Source organism: Pantoea sp. 9140, from assembly GCF_000745295.1.
Lineage (GTDB): Bacteria > Pseudomonadota > Gammaproteobacteria > Enterobacterales > Enterobacteriaceae > Pantoea > Pantoea vagans.
This window is the reverse complement of sequence record NZ_JQNO01000002.1, coordinates 446,966-460,837: the sequence shown is the minus strand read 5'-3', so window position 1 is coordinate 460,837 and position 13,872 is coordinate 446,966. Positions and strand designations below refer to the sequence as shown.

The following is a 13,872-nucleotide window of genomic DNA, read 5'->3' as shown; positions in this document are numbered from 1 at the left end:
GAGAGAGCATCATGACCACAAGACAACTTCGGCTGGGCACTATTCTGCATGGCGCGTCGGGAAACATGTCTGCCTGGCGCCATCCGGCGGCGCAGGCCGATGCCAGCATTAATCTGGCGTACGCCAAAAAAATCGCCCGCAAGGCGGAGCAGGGCAAGCTCGATTTTCTGTTTGTCGCCGACGGGTTGTTTATCAATGAGAAATCGATCCCGCACTTTCTTAATCGTTTTGAACCGCTGACGCTGCTCTCGGCACTGGCGGGCGTCACGGAACATCTGGGGCTGGTCGGCACAGTTTCCACTTCTTACAGCGAGCCGTTCACCGTGGCGCGTCAGTTTGCCAGCCTCGATCACCTCAGCGGCGGGCGTGCGGGCTGGAACGTTGTCACCTCGCCGCTGGAGGGTTCCGCCAAAAACTTTTCCCGCGAGAAACACCCGGAACACGCGTTGCGTTACCGCATTGCCGACGAGTATCTGCAGGTAGTGAAAGGGTTATGGGATTCGTGGGAGCAGGATGCCTTTGTACGGGACAAGGAGAGCGGCCAGTTCTTCGACCCGGCGAAGCTGCACACGCTTGATCATCACGGCGACTTCTTCCAGGTGCAGGGACCGCTCAACATCGCCCGCACGCCGCAGGGCCGCCCGATTATCTTCCAGGCGGGTGCGTCCGATGACGGTAAAAAGCTGGCGGCGCGCCATGCTGACGCCATCTTTACCCATCAGCCAACCCGTGAAGAAGCCCAGGCGTTTTATCAGGATGTGAAACAGCAGCTGGTAGCGAACGGTCGTCAGCCAGAGGATCTGCACATCTTCCAGGGTGTCAGCGTGATCGTGGGTGATGATGCGGAAGACGTAGAGCGCCAGTATCAGACCACAGCGGCGCTGGTATCGATTACCGATGCACTTAACTACCTCGGTCGTTTCTTCGACCACCATGACTTTTCACAATATCCGCTGGATCAGCCGTTCCCGGACATCGGCGACATCGGGCAGAACAGCTTCCGCAGCACCACCGATGAGATCAAACGCAAAGCACAGCAGCATGGTCATACGCTGCGCCAGGCGGCACTGGAAGCCGCAACACCGCGTCCGCTGTTTCACGGCACGCCGGAAGAGGTCGCGGATGGCCTGCAGCTCTGGTTTGAGACCCACGCCACAGACGGCTTCATCATTAATGGCGGCACACCCGATACCTTTGAGCGTTTTGTCGACCGCGTGGTGCCGATTCTGCAGGCTCGCGGCCTGGCGCGCCGCGACTACCCTGGCAGCACCCTGCGCGACAGCTTCGCCCTGAAACAACCCGTTAATCAGTTCACCTCAAAATAAGAGCCTACGTCATGAAAAAAACATCGCGTCTTCTTGCCCTGCTTATTCTGGCCGCCAGCAGCCATGCGCTGGCTGAAGGCACCAGCGTTTCCTATAACGGCCAGCGCGTCAGCCTGGAAGCCAATAAAGCGCCGGTTAATACGGTGAAAAATCCTGACGCCATCGCGCAACTGCCCGCGGGACATCACTTTGTGGTGCCGGGCTCCTTTACCGTGGCCGTGGCGGCGCAGAACTCCCCGCCGCTGACGGTGTTTTCCGATGACAACAAAACCCTGCTCGGCAGCGAGGTGGATATTGCCCGACTGGTTGCGGACAGCCTTGGATTAAAACTCAACATCGTTCCCACGTCGTGGGAAGACTGGCCGCTGGGTGTGGCCTCGGGCAAGTATGATGCGGCGATCTCCAACATTACCGTGACTAAAGAGCGCAAAGAGAAGTTCGACTTCGCCACTTATCGCAAAGACTCACTCGGCTTTTATGTCAAAACCAGCAGCCCGATTCAGTCACTGACCAAAGCGGAAGACATTGCCGGACTGCGGATCATCGTGGGATCCGGCACCAATCAGGAGGCGATTCTGCTGGCGTGGGATAAAGAGAATCAGGCAAAGGGCCTGAAAGCCTTTACGCCGGTCTATACCAAAGATGATGCCGCCCAGACCCTGGCACTGCAGGCGGGGCGAGCCGATGCCTACTTCGGTCCTAACGTGATTGGTGCCTGGAAAGCGGCGCTGACCGGTAAAACCCGACTGGTCGGCAGCGTGGATGGCGGCTGGCCAAAAGCGGCGCACATTGCCGTTACGGTGAAGAAAGGCAGCGGCCTCGCGGAACCGATCAGCACCGCGCTGAATGGCGTGATCAGCAATGGCGATTATCAGAAGGTACTGAACCGCTGGGGTGAAGGCGTTGAGCATATCGATCGTTCTGAAATCAACCCCGCTGGCCTGGGCGACTAAGGAGCTGACCATGAGTGAATCAACTTTCCGCGAAGTTTCGCCGGAGGCCCCCGAGCTGCAACCCATTCTGGGTGGTCTGTTTGGTGAATACTCGGCACGTTATGGCGACTTTTTCTCCCGACGTAACGAGCAGGAGCAGGAGCTGACCGAATGGTATCTGCCGCCGCAGGGACTGTTTATTGTGCTGGAGCGCGACGGCGAAATCATCGCGATGGGCGCTTATAAACCTTATGACCCGCAGACCGCTGAGCTGAAACGCATCTGGACCCGCAGCGATCTACGCCGTCAGGGGCTGGCGCTGGTGGTGTTGCAGGAGCTGGAACGGCGCGCCCTGCAGGCGGGCTATCAGCGGCTGTTTCTCACCACCGGCTTTCGACAGCCGGAGGCGGTGCGGCTTTATACCGGTCACGGCTATCAGCCACAGTTCGATCTGAGCGGCGATCTGGAGCGTTACGGCCAGCCGCCACATGACGGGCGACTGCGCTTTATTAAAGTGATCGGCGTGTATAACGTCGCAGCGGCAAGTTAAGGAGTGACGATGAGTAAACATCAACATCTGCAGGTGGTCCCGGCACGTTATCCGGCGCGCACCGCAGGCGCTATCCTGGCGCTGTTTATCCTGGCGGGCGTGATTCAGTCAGTGGCCTTTAACCCGCGCTGGGAGTGGGGCGTGTTTGCCCGCTGGTTTTTTGATCCGGTGATCCTGCACGGCCTGGGTCAGACGCTGCTCCTGACTCTGCTGGGCACTATTTTCAGCCTCTTCTTTGGCGGTCTGCTGGCGCTGGCGCGTCTCTCCTCGTCGTGGCTGCTGAGCACCTTAGCGTGGGGCTACATCTGGCTGTTCCGCTCGCTGCCGCTCATCGTGGTGCTGATCATTCTCTATAACTTCTCCTACCTCTACGACACGCTGTCGATTGGCATTCCGTTTACCGGCCTGTCGTGGGGCGCGTTTCAGACGATTAACGTGCTGGGCCAGTTCCCTGCGGCGGTAATTGGTCTGACGCTGGTGCAGGCGGCTTACAGTGCGGAGATTATCCGTGGCGGGATCCTCGGTGTCGATCACGGTCAGGTGGAAGCCGCCTCTGCGCTGGGGCTTTCCGCCTCACGCCGGACCTTCCGCATCATTCTGCCGCAGGCGCTGCGTGCCATTATTCCGACCGCATTTAACGAGATCATCAGCCTGGCGAAAGGCACCTCAGTGGTTTACGTGCTGGCGATGCCGGAGCTGTTTTACACCATCCAGATGATTTACAACCGTAATCAGGAAGTGATCCCGCTGCTGATGGTCGGTGCTGCCTGGTATCTGATTATCACCACCGTCCTGTCCGTGATTCAGTATTACGTTGAGCGCTGGCTGGCCCGCAGCGTGAACCGTGAGCCGCAGCCTTCGCGCTGGCAACAATGGCGCAACCGCGTCACGCCACTTCATCCGACCGAGGAGATCAGCCATGTCCGAAGCCATTGATTACCGCACTTCACACACAACAGGTGCCATCAGTATTACCGGCGTGACCAAGCGTTTTGGTAAACACACAGCGCTGGATGATGTTTCGCTGTCGCTGGAGCCTGGATCGGTCACGGTGATTCTGGGGCCGTCCGGCTCCGGCAAATCCACGCTGCTGCGCACCATCAATCATCTGGAGCGGGTCGACGAGGGATTCATTCAGATTGATGGCGACTTCATCGGCTATCAGCAGCGCGGCGACAAGCTGTATGAACTCAAAGAGAAGGCGATTCTGCGGCAGCGTATCAACGTCGGCTACGTGTTCCAGAACTTCAATCTGTTTCCGCACCTCAGCGTGCTGGATAACCTGATTGAAGCGCCAATCGCCCATCGTCAGCTGACGAAATCTGAAGCGATAGCGCGGGCGGGCGAACTGCTGGACATTGTCGGCCTGCGCCATAAAGCCGATGCCTGGCCACGTCATCTCTCGGGCGGGCAGCAGCAGCGTATCGCCATTGCGCGCGCCCTGATGCTCAATCCCCGCGTAATGCTGTTCGATGAACCGACCTCGGCACTGGACCCGGAGCTGGTCGGTGAAGTGCTCGACGTCATTAAAAAGCTGGCACGTTCCGGCACCACGCTGGTGATTGTAACCCATGAGATCGGTTTTGCGCGTGAAGTGGCGGATAACGTGGTCTTTATGGTGGATGGACGGATTGTTGAGCAGGGCAGCACCACGCAGGTACTGAACAATCCGCGCCATGAGCGCACCCGCCGTTTCCTGGCGCGCGTGCTATGAGGGCGCTGACATTAACAGCGCTGACGCTGCTGCCAGTGCTGAGCTGTCCGGCGGCGGAGAAGCTCGATGTGCTGAAAAATGAGACGCCAATCCACGCCCCGGCAAATCCGCAGGCGATCGCGAAAATCCCGGCTGACTTTCACTTTATCGAGCCTGGCACGCTGACGGTTGCGACCGCCGCAACTAACTCACCGCCGCTATCGCTGCTGGCGTCTGACAACGTCACGCGGATCGGCAGCGATCCGGACATCGCCAGGCTGCTGGCTGACAGTCTGGGGTTAAAGCTGAAGCTGGTTCCGGCCTCGTGGGAGGACTGGCCACTGGGCATCAGCGCCGGACGCTATGATGTCGCGATGTTTAACATTGCCGTTACTGAAGAGCGTAAGAAGAAGTTCGATTTTGCGACCTATCGCGCTGATAACCACGCCTTTGCGGTAAAAAGCGACAGTAAAATCAGCCAGATCAGCAGTCCGCCTGATATTGCCGGTAAGCGGATTATCGTGTCGTCGGGCACCAATCAGGAGCGCATATTACTGAGCTGGGATCAGCAGAACCGGGCTAAAGGTCTGCCCGCTGTGACGCCGATTTACCTTACCGATGATGCCTCAGCGACGCTGACGCTGCTGTCGGGGCGGGCCGATGCGATCTTTGGCCCGCACTCGATGGCTGCCTGGAAAGTGGCGTCACGCGGCCAGACAAAGCTGGTTGGCAGCGGACCGTTTCGCGCCTGGGTTGCCGTGACCACTAAAAAGGGGAATGGCCTGGCACCCGCATTGCAGACTGCGCTGGATGGCACCATCACAGGTGGGCAGTATCAGCAGGTGCTGGCGCGCTGGGGTGAACAGGATGAAGCTGTGACGCACTCCACGGTGAATCCGCCGGGCATTGTTTACTGAGTCGGCAGAACCGGCTCTCCTGCTTAAGCCGGTTCTGCAATCTGATGACCACAGAATTGAACTACACTCTCCAGCGTTAGTGATTTATCCTGCCCGCCTGTTTTCGTAAAAAATCCTCACTGCGTGGCGGAGTAATTGACCTGGAAGCCCCATGAAAATCAGATTCCTTTCTGCCAATGAGCAAAAGCTGGCGGAGGTGCGTAAGATACTCGAGCCTGTCGGGGTCGAAGTATTACCCATCGCCCGTCGCATCGAAGAAATTCAGACTGAAAATGAGCTGGACCTGGTGCGCGATAAACTGACCAAAGCCTTTTCGCTGATTGGGCGGCCGTTGTTTGTTGAGCATACCGGCCTCTATCTGGACGGCCTCAATGGTCTGCCCGCCGGTCTGACCCGCATCTTCTGGAACCGCCTCGACGCTGAGCGCTTTACCGCGCTGGTGCAGGGACTGGACAGCCAGGCCGTGACGGCCAAAACGGTGCTCGGCTACTGCGACGGCCGCAAAATGTATCAGTTCTCGGGTGAACTGCGCGGCACCATCGCCGCGAAACCCGCCGGGACGCGCGGCTTCCAGTGGGACTGCGTGTTTATCCCCGAAGGCTATGAGCAGACTTTTGCAGAAATGGGCGAACTCAAGAATGAGATCTCGATGCGGCGCATCGCGCTGGATCGCTTCGCCACCTTTTTAAAAACCTCGCGGGGAGTGGCATGAAACCTGAACTCAAACGCGCCTATGATTCCGGCAAGCTGATTCTGTTTGCCGGTGCCGGTATTTCGCGTAATTTTGGCCTCCCCGAGTGGCATGAACTGATTGCTCACCTGGCTAACGAGCTGGGTTACGATCCCAAAATCTTCAATACCTACGGTACGCACCTTTCGCTGGCGGAGTATTACAAGCAAAAGAAAGGCTCGCTTGGCCCGCTGCGCAGCTGGATGGATCGCGAGTGGCACCGGCCGGATATCGATGTCCGGTCTTCTGAAATTCATACCATGATTACCCAGGGTAACTTCTCGCGCATCTACACCACCAATTATGATCGCTGGCTGGAAGCGGCGCACGAGGCGCACGGCGTTCCCTATTACAAAGTGGCGAACGCCGCTGACCTGGTTTCGCTGACCGAAGATAAACGTCACATCATCAAGCTGCACGGTGACTTCGATGACGACACCTCTATCGTGCTCGATGAGAGCAGCTATTTTGAACGCCTCTATTTTGACTCACCGCTCGACATCAAACTGACCCATGACGTAATGGGCAACTCCGTGCTGTTTGTCGGCTACAGCATCAGTGATTTCAACATTCGTCTGCTGTTTTACCGTCTGACCAAGATGTGGGGCCGCACCGGGCTGGCGACGGCCCGGCCAAAATCGTATCTGTTCACTAACCGTAATAACCCGGTAGCCAAAGAGGTGCTGGGGCAGTGGGGGATCGAGGTGATCGTTTCCGAAGAGGACGATCCGCGCAAGGCACTGGCGATGTTCCTTGAAGAGTTGCTGGTGTAGTCAGCGTAACGTCCGGCAGAAAAGCGACAGGAAAAAGAAAAAAATCTGCGTCCGGTTAAGGTTAGCTCGGGCATAACCGATAAACTCTATTCTCTGCTGGCAAAGCATAACCGGCATGATATACTGTATGCATACACAGTACCTGAGGGCGAAAAGATGGCTGTTGAAACAAAATTTGTTGTAGTCAGAAAGGGTGAAGAGAAGATGACGTTTGCCAATAAGAAAGAGGCCGATGCCTACGACAAAATGCTCGATATGGCCGAAGCCTTCACTGACTGGCTGTTACAGCATCAACCTGCACTGGACGAATCTCAGGCAGAAACGCTGGGCCTGCTGATTGCCGAGCAGAAAGATGCGGTGCAGCATATTCTGCGCACCAGTAAACTGCCGGATGTGGCCGCAGGCGCAACGAAGCCTGAAGCCGTGGCAGAAGAGGGTGCGGATGATCAGGCGGAAGAGCCAGCGGCGAAGAAAGTACGCGCCGTTAAAGCTGCCTGATTGCCACAACGCCGGAAGCGAACCTTCCGGCGTTGCTGTTTCTGATTGACGGGTTTATCTGATCTTTTGTCAGGTCATTCAAAACAAATCCTCCTGTCGTTCCCTTGCGCTGACTCCCCGCCTGCAATCTCCCTGTAAATCACAAAAACCAGCCAGCTATATTTTTTAAACTCAGCGCTATAGCATCAATCAGGATTCAATAATCTGGATTTTGGATCATCCATTTTTAAGCGTTTGACGCCGGATGACTATTTTAATTCTACTGATAAATACCATCAATCTTAATTAAATGAATTAGCAAGGAAACTAATATAACATTCCCTGATGGGTTTCTTACCTCATTTAGATTGTTAATTTACACCAGCCCTATGAAATGAGAGATATCAATTGTTAATTGGCTCACATTTTTTGTGAAATAATCCGGCAGTGCTATTCAATTTAAAAAAGCAGTGTTAGGGTAGAGCCGTTTTCAGCGAAGGGTTGTTACTGGATAACAGGCAAAACCTAAGCGTTCCGCAGTCTTTACCACTGTGGGGTGCTTAGGTTTTTTTTTGCCTTAAATTTATTCTGGCATGCCGTAAGTCATTAATAACCTGCGCGATAACGACCCAGCGTCTTCAGGCCTGGGAAACATGAGGTAGATGACAGGAGGTTAAGGACTCTCCTGCGAACCGTACATCATTAAAATCAAAACAGGTTGCTAAGATGAAATATAAAAGCATGCTGTGCGCACTCTCATTATTGACCTTTTCACCCTTGTCGACGGCGCAGGAATGGAGCGGAACGGTATTAGGGTTTGAATCTCCACCGGATCCTATTTTGGGTGATATGTATGGCCTTCGTAAATCGCTTAACGATAATGGATTTGCTTATAGCCTGGGTTATCTGAATGAAATTGGCTGGAATGGCGGCGGTGGCTACAATCATGCCTCACACGTTGCTTATATCGATCAGTTTGCGTTGACCTTTAATCAGGATTTGTCGCGCTGGACAAATATTCCCGATGCACGTATCGAAGCGAATATCGTTAATCGTAATCACAACGACGATCTGACCACCCGACGCGTGCAGGATCCGCGGATGAATGTTAACGATCTTACGCAGGAGAGCTGGGGCGGGCAATCGATCACCCGCCTGGGCTGGCTGACTTTTGCCCGAAGTTTCGATGACCGCAGGATGACATGGCGTATCGGAATGATGAACAAGGTTCAGACCTTCGATCAGATCATACCCTGTGATTTCCAGATGCTTTCTCAGTGCGGTGGAAAATCTGCTAACTCACTGACCTGGAACAACTGGAACGTGCACACGTGGGGAACTACGCTCGAATACCGGTTTACACCTGTTGTGACGTTAAAAGGGGGAGTAATGGAGCAGAACCCGGATGCTGCCAGCCGTCATCACGCCTGGAGTGGCTCAACCAGGCGCAGCAAAGGTGTCCTGCTGCCGGTAGAAATCGAAGCACGCCCGATCATTAACGGCCTGCCGGGTGCCTACAACCTGGGAGTGGTTTTTACCAATGCCCCGCAAACTGACCTCTATCGCGGCCGGTCCGGGGGCGCAGGAGCCAGTGATCCCGGTGGTTATGCTTCTCATAACCGGACATGGTTTCTTTACGCCGGACTTAATCAGCAACTGACGCGACATCAGGATGACGCCAGTCGCGGGTTAAGTACTTCATTCAGTATGAGCCTGGCCGATCAGAGAACTAACTACATGCATTCGGTCTATGCCGCTTCACTCCGCTATCGGGGACTGTTTGACGCCCGTCCGGAAGACTGGATTGGTTTTGGCCTGACCTGGACGGACATGAGCAGTCAGTACGCGCGAAATCAGCGCTATATGAATACGATGGGTGGTGTTTCGGACTACCACGATACGGCATATCATCCGGTGCCCGGCCATTCACTAAACAGTGAGTTCTATTACCGTTTCCGCCCCGTTTCCTGGCTGGAACTGCAACCCGGGATTCAGTACTGGCATCATCCGGCGGGCATATCCCATACGCAGGATGCCTGGGTGACTGAGCTTAAAACGGTCGTAATTTTTTAGGCGAATAAGAGGATTACGATCGCTGTCACGCTTTTTGTTCTGACCGATTGAGGTCATGACGAAAGCTGATAGAGTGCCGGAACTGGATTGTTACTGCTTAGGCAGGCAAAACCTGATTTCTGGCCTCTGCCGGATATCAGGTTTTTTTGTTTCTGGGGTTCCGATGAAAATCGCCAAAATTCTGAATAATAACGTGGTGATGGTTCAGGATGAGCAGGGGCGCGAGCAGGTCGTTATGGGCCGTGGACTGGCCTTTCAGAAGCGCGTCGGTGACAGTCTCAATGACGCGCAAATTGAGAAAGTGTTTGCACCACAAAGTGATCTGCTGGTCCGTCGGCTGGAGGAGTTGTTACATCAAATCCCGCCTGAAGTGATGACGACCTGCAATTGCATTATTGATCTTGCGATACAGCGTCTGGGTAGATTGCAGGAGAGCCTGTATATCACGCTGACCGACCACTGCTTCTTTGCCATTGAAAGACAAAAAAAAGGTCTGGCGATTAAAAATGTGTTGCTGTGGGATATCAAACGTCTCTATCCCAAAGAGTTCGAGCTGGGGCAGGAGGCCAGGGCACTCATTTTCCGTCGGCTGAATGTCGAACTGGCTGAGGATGAAGCCGGATTTATCGCGCTTCATCTGGTAACGGCACAGCTCCATAACGAAATGCCGGAAGTCATGGATATCACGCGGGTAATGCAGGAGATTCTGCAACTGGTGAAGTATCAGTTGCAGCTGGAATATAACGAATCGTCACTGATTTACCAGCGGTTTGTCACCCATCTGAAGTTTTTTGCGCAGCGGATGCTGACGCGAGCCGTGGTCGAAAATGACGATGTTTCATTGCATACGGCAGTAAAAGATAACTATCCAAAAGCCTGGAAATGCGCAGTGAAAATTGCGCAGCATTTGCAACAAAGTTATCAGCGTGAGCTGACCGCAGAAGAGATCATGTTTCTTGCCATTCATATCGAGCGGGTGAGAAAAGAAGGGTAATAAGCCCTGTAAACCGGATTGTTACTGCTTAATGCAGGCAAAACCTGAGCGCGGCCTCTGAAAGGAGGCCGTTCTCAGGTTTTTTTATTTTTGGCTCAGTCAACGGATGTCCATGGACATCCGTTTAAGGAAATCGAGATGGAATATCACACGCTGGCGCAGGATATCCTCGGCCATATTGGCGGCAGGGAGAACATCGTAAGTCTGGTGCATTGTGCTACCCGGCTTCGTTTTAAACTGAAAGATAACCATAAAGCCGATGCGGAAGGACTAAAGAAAAATCCGGGCGTCATTATGGTCGTCGAAAGCGGCGGGCAGTTTCAGGTGGTGATTGGCAACCACGTTCATGATGTCTGGCTGGCTGTCCGTGCCGAAGCGGGACTTTTAGATGAGGCCGCTGCATCAGCTGAAGATAAGAAGTCAGGTAACCTTTTCAGTCGCCTGATCGATGTTGTGTCCGGCATTTTTACGCCGTTTATCGGGATTCTTGCCGCCTCCGGTATTCTTAAAGGCTTGCTGGCGCTGGCCGTGGTTTGCGGCTGGCTGTCTGTTGAAAGTGGAACCTACAAAATCTGGTTTGCGGCAAGTGATGCCCTTTTTTACTTTTTTCCGCTGGTGCTAGGCTACACCGCGGGTAAAAAGTTCGGCGGTAATCCTTTTATCACCATGGTGATTGGCGGGGCACTCACCCATCCGACGATGATTGCTGCTTTCAATGCCAGCCAGCAGTCCGGCGCTATGACAGATGCGTTTCTCGGTATTCCTGTAACCTGGTTTAATTACAGCGCGTCGGTTATACCCATTATTCTCGCCGCGTGGGTGAGTTGCTGGCTGGAAAAACAGAGCACCCGGCTGCTGCCCGCCTCCATGAAGAACTTTTTTGCCCCGTTGATCTGTCTGAGCATCACGGTGCCGCTGACTTTCCTGGTGATTGGTCCACTGGCCACGTGGCTGAGCCAGTTGCTGGCGAACGGCTACCAGTGGATTTATGCGCTGGCTCCGTGGCTGGCTGGAGCGGCCATGGGCGCGCTGTGGCAGGTCTGTGTGATTTTTGGTCTGCACTGGGGACTGGTGCCACTGATGATCAACAATCTGGCCGTTCTGGGGCATGACTCGATGCTGCCTATGCTGTTACCTGCTGTCATGGGCCAGATTGGTGCGGCGCTGGGGGTTTTGCTGCGCAGCCGTGATGCGCGTCAAAAGGTGCTGGCGGGGTCATCCGTGACCGCGGGAATATTTGGTATCACTGAACCTGCTGTCTATGGTGTTAATCTTCCTCTGCGTCGCCCCTTTATCTTTGGTTGCGTAGCCGGCGCAATCGGCGGTGCCGTTGTCGGCTTCAGTAACACCCACGTTTATTCCTTTGGCTTCGCCAATATCTTTACCATCGCTCAGATGATCCCGCCTGGCGGTGTCGATGCCACGTTATGGGGCGGAATTATCGGCACGCTGCTGGCTCTGCTCCTGAGCTGTGCCATGACGCTGGTAGCGGGTATGCCTCGTAACAGCACGCCAGACACAGTAACCCCGGTGATGCCTGGCGAAGATGACATTCTCTCACCAATGACCGGCACCCTACTGGCGCTTGATCAGGTGCCGGACGCAACCTTCGCCAGTGGCCTGCTGGGACAGGGCGCGGCCATCATTCCTTCCGACAACAAAGTCATTGCGCCCTTCGCGGGTGAGGTTGCCTCCCTGTTTCAGACCCGGCACGCCATCGGCTTGCTGAGTCATAGCGGGATTGAGCTGCTGATCCATGTGGGTATCGATACCGTCCGGCTCGACGGCAAACCTTTCACTGCACATGTAAATGTGGGCGACAGGTTTAAGCCTGGCGATCTGCTGCTGGAATTCGATCGTCAGGCCATTCTTGATGCCGGGTATGACCTGGCAACCCCGATCATTATTACTAACAGCGATGAGTATCGTGAGGTGATGAAAGTCGCAGGAAACACTGCGACTGCAGGAACACCTTTACTCAGCATCATTCATCGATAAAAGGAGAACAGGATGAAAACTTTCCCGGATTCATTTTTATGGGGCGGTGCTGTTGCCGCTAACCAGGTTGAAGGCGCATGGCGTGAAGAGGGGAAAGGCCTCTCAACCTCTGACGTCCAGCCACAGGGGATTTTTGGCCCGGTCGTGGAGCGCGTTGCGGGGAGCCAGAGCCTTAAAGATGTGGCGATCGATTTTTACCACCGCTACCCGGACGATATCAGGCTGTTTGCAGAGATGGGCTTCGGCTGTCTGCGGGTTTCAATTGCCTGGACGCGTATTTTCCCGAACGGTGACGAGCAGCAACCCAACGAGGCTGGCCTGGCCTTTTATGACCGCTTATTCGATGAACTGGCAGCGCATAACATCACTCCGCTCGTGACCCTGTCACATTATGAAATGCCCTGGAATCTGGTTAAGCAGTATGGTGGCTGGGGCAACCGTCAGGTAATCGGATTCTTTGAACATTACGCGCGCACGGTGTTTGACCGTTATCAGAAGAAAGTCAGGCTCTGGCTGACATTTAACGAAATTAACATGTCTCTGCATGCGCCGATGACCGGCGTGGGTCTGCCGGAAACCAGCAGCCTGGGCGAAATTTATCAGGCGATTCACCATCAACTGGTCGCCAGTGCGCTGGCGGTTAAAGCCTGTCACGAGATCAACCCGGATGCCAGCATCGGCAATATGCTGCTGGGTGGTTTGGTCTACCCGCTAAGCTGTAACCCCGACGATGTGCTGGAAGCGCTGCAGGAGAACCGGAAATGGCAATTTTTTGGCGATGTGCAGTGCCGGGGAGCTTATCCGGGCTATATGTTGCGCTTCTTCCGCGACAACAACATTCTGCTGGATATTACGGATGCCGATCGACAGATACTCAAATCGACCGTCGATTTTATCTCGTTCAGCTACTACATGTCCGGCTGTGTTACCGCCGATGAGGCGCTGAATGAGAAGATGCGCGGTAACATTCTGAGCATGGTGCCTAATCCCCATCTTCAGAGCTCAGAATGGGGCTGGCAGATTGATCCGGTCGGGTTGCGTACCTTGCTTAATCTGTTGTGGGATCGTTATCAAAAGCCGCTGTTCATCGTTGAGAACGGACTGGGTGCCAAAGACATTCCTGATGCCACCGGCGTCGTGAAGGATGACTACCGCATCAGCTACCTCAACGATCATCTGGTGCAGGTGCGTGAAGCGATTGAAGATGGTGTTGAGGTCATGGGGTATACCAGCTGGGGGCCGATCGATCTTGTGAGCGCATCTAAAGCGGAACTGTCTAAACGCTACGGTTTTATTTATGTAGACCGCGATGACAACGGGGAAGGTTCGCTGGCGCGCAGCCGTAAGAAAAGCTTCCACTGGTATAAAGAGGTTATTGCGACAAACGGGGCCTCACTCAAAGAGTAATTG

At 54.6% G+C, this 13,872-nt stretch carries 13 protein-coding genes; all 13 read left to right on the top strand.

Annotated features, from left to right (window positions below; genetic code table 11):
* Positions 1–11: 11 nt before the first annotated feature.
* The 13 genes from FA92_RS21435 to ascB all read left to right on the top strand — a co-directional run bounded on the left by FA92_RS21435 (position 12) and on the right by ascB (position 13,869).
* Positions 12–1,325, top strand: a complete 1,314-nt coding sequence (locus tag FA92_RS21435; protein WP_033785120.1) for an LLM class flavin-dependent oxidoreductase — start codon at positions 12–14, stop codon at positions 1,323–1,325.
* An 11-nt stretch (positions 1,326–1,336) separates the two neighbouring features.
* A complete protein-coding gene (locus FA92_RS21430; RefSeq protein WP_013196301.1) occupies positions 1,337–2,278 on the top strand; it encodes an ABC transporter substrate-binding protein in 942 nt (313 codons plus the stop codon).
* Between the two features lie 10 nt (positions 2,279–2,288).
* Positions 2,289–2,807: a GNAT family N-acetyltransferase gene (locus FA92_RS21425; RefSeq protein WP_033735754.1), complete on the top strand. Its 519-nt coding sequence runs from the start codon at positions 2,289–2,291 to the stop codon at positions 2,805–2,807.
* A 9-nt stretch (positions 2,808–2,816) separates the two neighbouring features.
* Positions 2,817–3,743, top strand: a complete 927-nt coding sequence (locus FA92_RS21420; protein ID WP_033785119.1) for an amino acid ABC transporter permease — start codon at positions 2,817–2,819, stop codon at positions 3,741–3,743.
* Positions 3,727–4,521, top strand: coding sequence for an amino acid ABC transporter ATP-binding protein (locus FA92_RS21415; RefSeq protein WP_013196298.1), 795 nt, complete (start codon positions 3,727–3,729; stop codon positions 4,519–4,521). Before FA92_RS21420 ends, FA92_RS21415 begins: the two co-directional genes overlap by 17 nt.
* On the top strand, positions 4,518–5,417 hold the full coding sequence (locus FA92_RS21410) for an ABC transporter substrate-binding protein (RefSeq protein ID WP_013196297.1): 900 nt from the start codon (positions 4,518–4,520) through the stop codon (positions 5,415–5,417). The genes FA92_RS21415 and FA92_RS21410 overlap by 4 nt, the downstream gene beginning before the upstream one ends.
* Before the next feature lie 151 nt (positions 5,418–5,568).
* Positions 5,569–6,129, top strand: a complete 561-nt coding sequence (locus FA92_RS21405) for a non-canonical purine NTP pyrophosphatase (RefSeq protein WP_033735745.1) — start codon at positions 5,569–5,571, stop codon at positions 6,127–6,129.
* A complete protein-coding gene (locus FA92_RS21400; protein WP_010247078.1) occupies positions 6,126–6,920 on the top strand; it encodes an SIR2 family protein in 795 nt (264 codons plus the stop codon). The genes FA92_RS21405 and FA92_RS21400 overlap by 4 nt, the downstream gene beginning before the upstream one ends.
* 156 nt (positions 6,921–7,076) lie before the next feature.
* The gene (locus FA92_RS21395; protein WP_013196294.1) at positions 7,077–7,418 is read left to right on the top strand and encodes a YebG family protein; all 342 of its coding nucleotides are present in this window, start codon (positions 7,077–7,079) and stop codon (positions 7,416–7,418) included.
* 720 nt (positions 7,419–8,138) lie between these two features.
* The gene (locus FA92_RS21390; RefSeq protein ID WP_239780566.1) at positions 8,139–9,470 is read left to right on the top strand and encodes a carbohydrate porin; all 1,332 of its coding nucleotides are present in this window, start codon (positions 8,139–8,141) and stop codon (positions 9,468–9,470) included.
* A gap of 163 nt (positions 9,471–9,633) precedes the next feature.
* On the top strand, positions 9,634–10,464 hold the full coding sequence (bglG, locus tag FA92_RS21385; protein WP_033785117.1) for a transcriptional antiterminator BglG: 831 nt from the start codon (positions 9,634–9,636) through the stop codon (positions 10,462–10,464).
* A gap of 138 nt (positions 10,465–10,602) precedes the next feature.
* Positions 10,603–12,462 carry a PTS beta-glucoside transporter subunit IIABC gene (gene bglF, locus FA92_RS21380; protein WP_033785115.1) on the top strand — a complete coding sequence of 620 codons (1,860 nt, stop codon included), beginning with the start codon at positions 10,603–10,605 and terminating at the stop codon, positions 12,460–12,462.
* A gap of 12 nt (positions 12,463–12,474) precedes the next feature.
* Positions 12,475–13,869, top strand: coding sequence for a 6-phospho-beta-glucosidase (gene ascB / locus FA92_RS21375; protein ID WP_033785113.1), 1,395 nt, complete (start codon positions 12,475–12,477; stop codon positions 13,867–13,869).
* The last annotated feature ends 3 nt before the right edge of the window (positions 13,870–13,872 follow it).

What these genes read in the sequence shown, in the direction of transcription:
- FA92_RS21410 (WP_013196297.1), top strand. Translation starts at nt 4,518, where the DNA reads ATGAGGGCGCTGACATTAACAGCGCTGACGCTGCTGCCAGTGCTGAGC.
- FA92_RS21420 (WP_033785119.1), top strand. Translation starts at nt 2,817, where the DNA reads ATGAGTAAACATCAACATCTGCAGGTGGTCCCGGCACGTTATCCGGCG.
- ascB (WP_033785113.1), top strand. Translation starts at nt 12,475, where the DNA reads ATGAAAACTTTCCCGGATTCATTTTTATGGGGCGGTGCTGTTGCCGCT.
- FA92_RS21405 (WP_033735745.1), top strand. Translation starts at nt 5,569, where the DNA reads ATGAAAATCAGATTCCTTTCTGCCAATGAGCAAAAGCTGGCGGAGGTG.
- bglF (WP_033785115.1), top strand. Translation starts at nt 10,603, where the DNA reads ATGGAATATCACACGCTGGCGCAGGATATCCTCGGCCATATTGGCGGC.
- bglG (WP_033785117.1), top strand. Translation starts at nt 9,634, where the DNA reads ATGAAAATCGCCAAAATTCTGAATAATAACGTGGTGATGGTTCAGGAT.
- FA92_RS21390 (WP_239780566.1), top strand. Translation starts at nt 8,139, where the DNA reads ATGCTGTGCGCACTCTCATTATTGACCTTTTCACCCTTGTCGACGGCG.
- FA92_RS21435 (WP_033785120.1), top strand. Translation starts at nt 12, where the DNA reads ATGACCACAAGACAACTTCGGCTGGGCACTATTCTGCATGGCGCGTCG.
- FA92_RS21430 (WP_013196301.1), top strand. Translation starts at nt 1,337, where the DNA reads ATGAAAAAAACATCGCGTCTTCTTGCCCTGCTTATTCTGGCCGCCAGC.
- FA92_RS21400 (WP_010247078.1), top strand. Translation starts at nt 6,126, where the DNA reads ATGAAACCTGAACTCAAACGCGCCTATGATTCCGGCAAGCTGATTCTG.
- FA92_RS21395 (WP_013196294.1), top strand. Translation starts at nt 7,077, where the DNA reads ATGGCTGTTGAAACAAAATTTGTTGTAGTCAGAAAGGGTGAAGAGAAG.
- FA92_RS21425 (WP_033735754.1), top strand. Translation starts at nt 2,289, where the DNA reads ATGAGTGAATCAACTTTCCGCGAAGTTTCGCCGGAGGCCCCCGAGCTG.
- FA92_RS21415 (WP_013196298.1), top strand. Translation starts at nt 3,727, where the DNA reads ATGTCCGAAGCCATTGATTACCGCACTTCACACACAACAGGTGCCATC.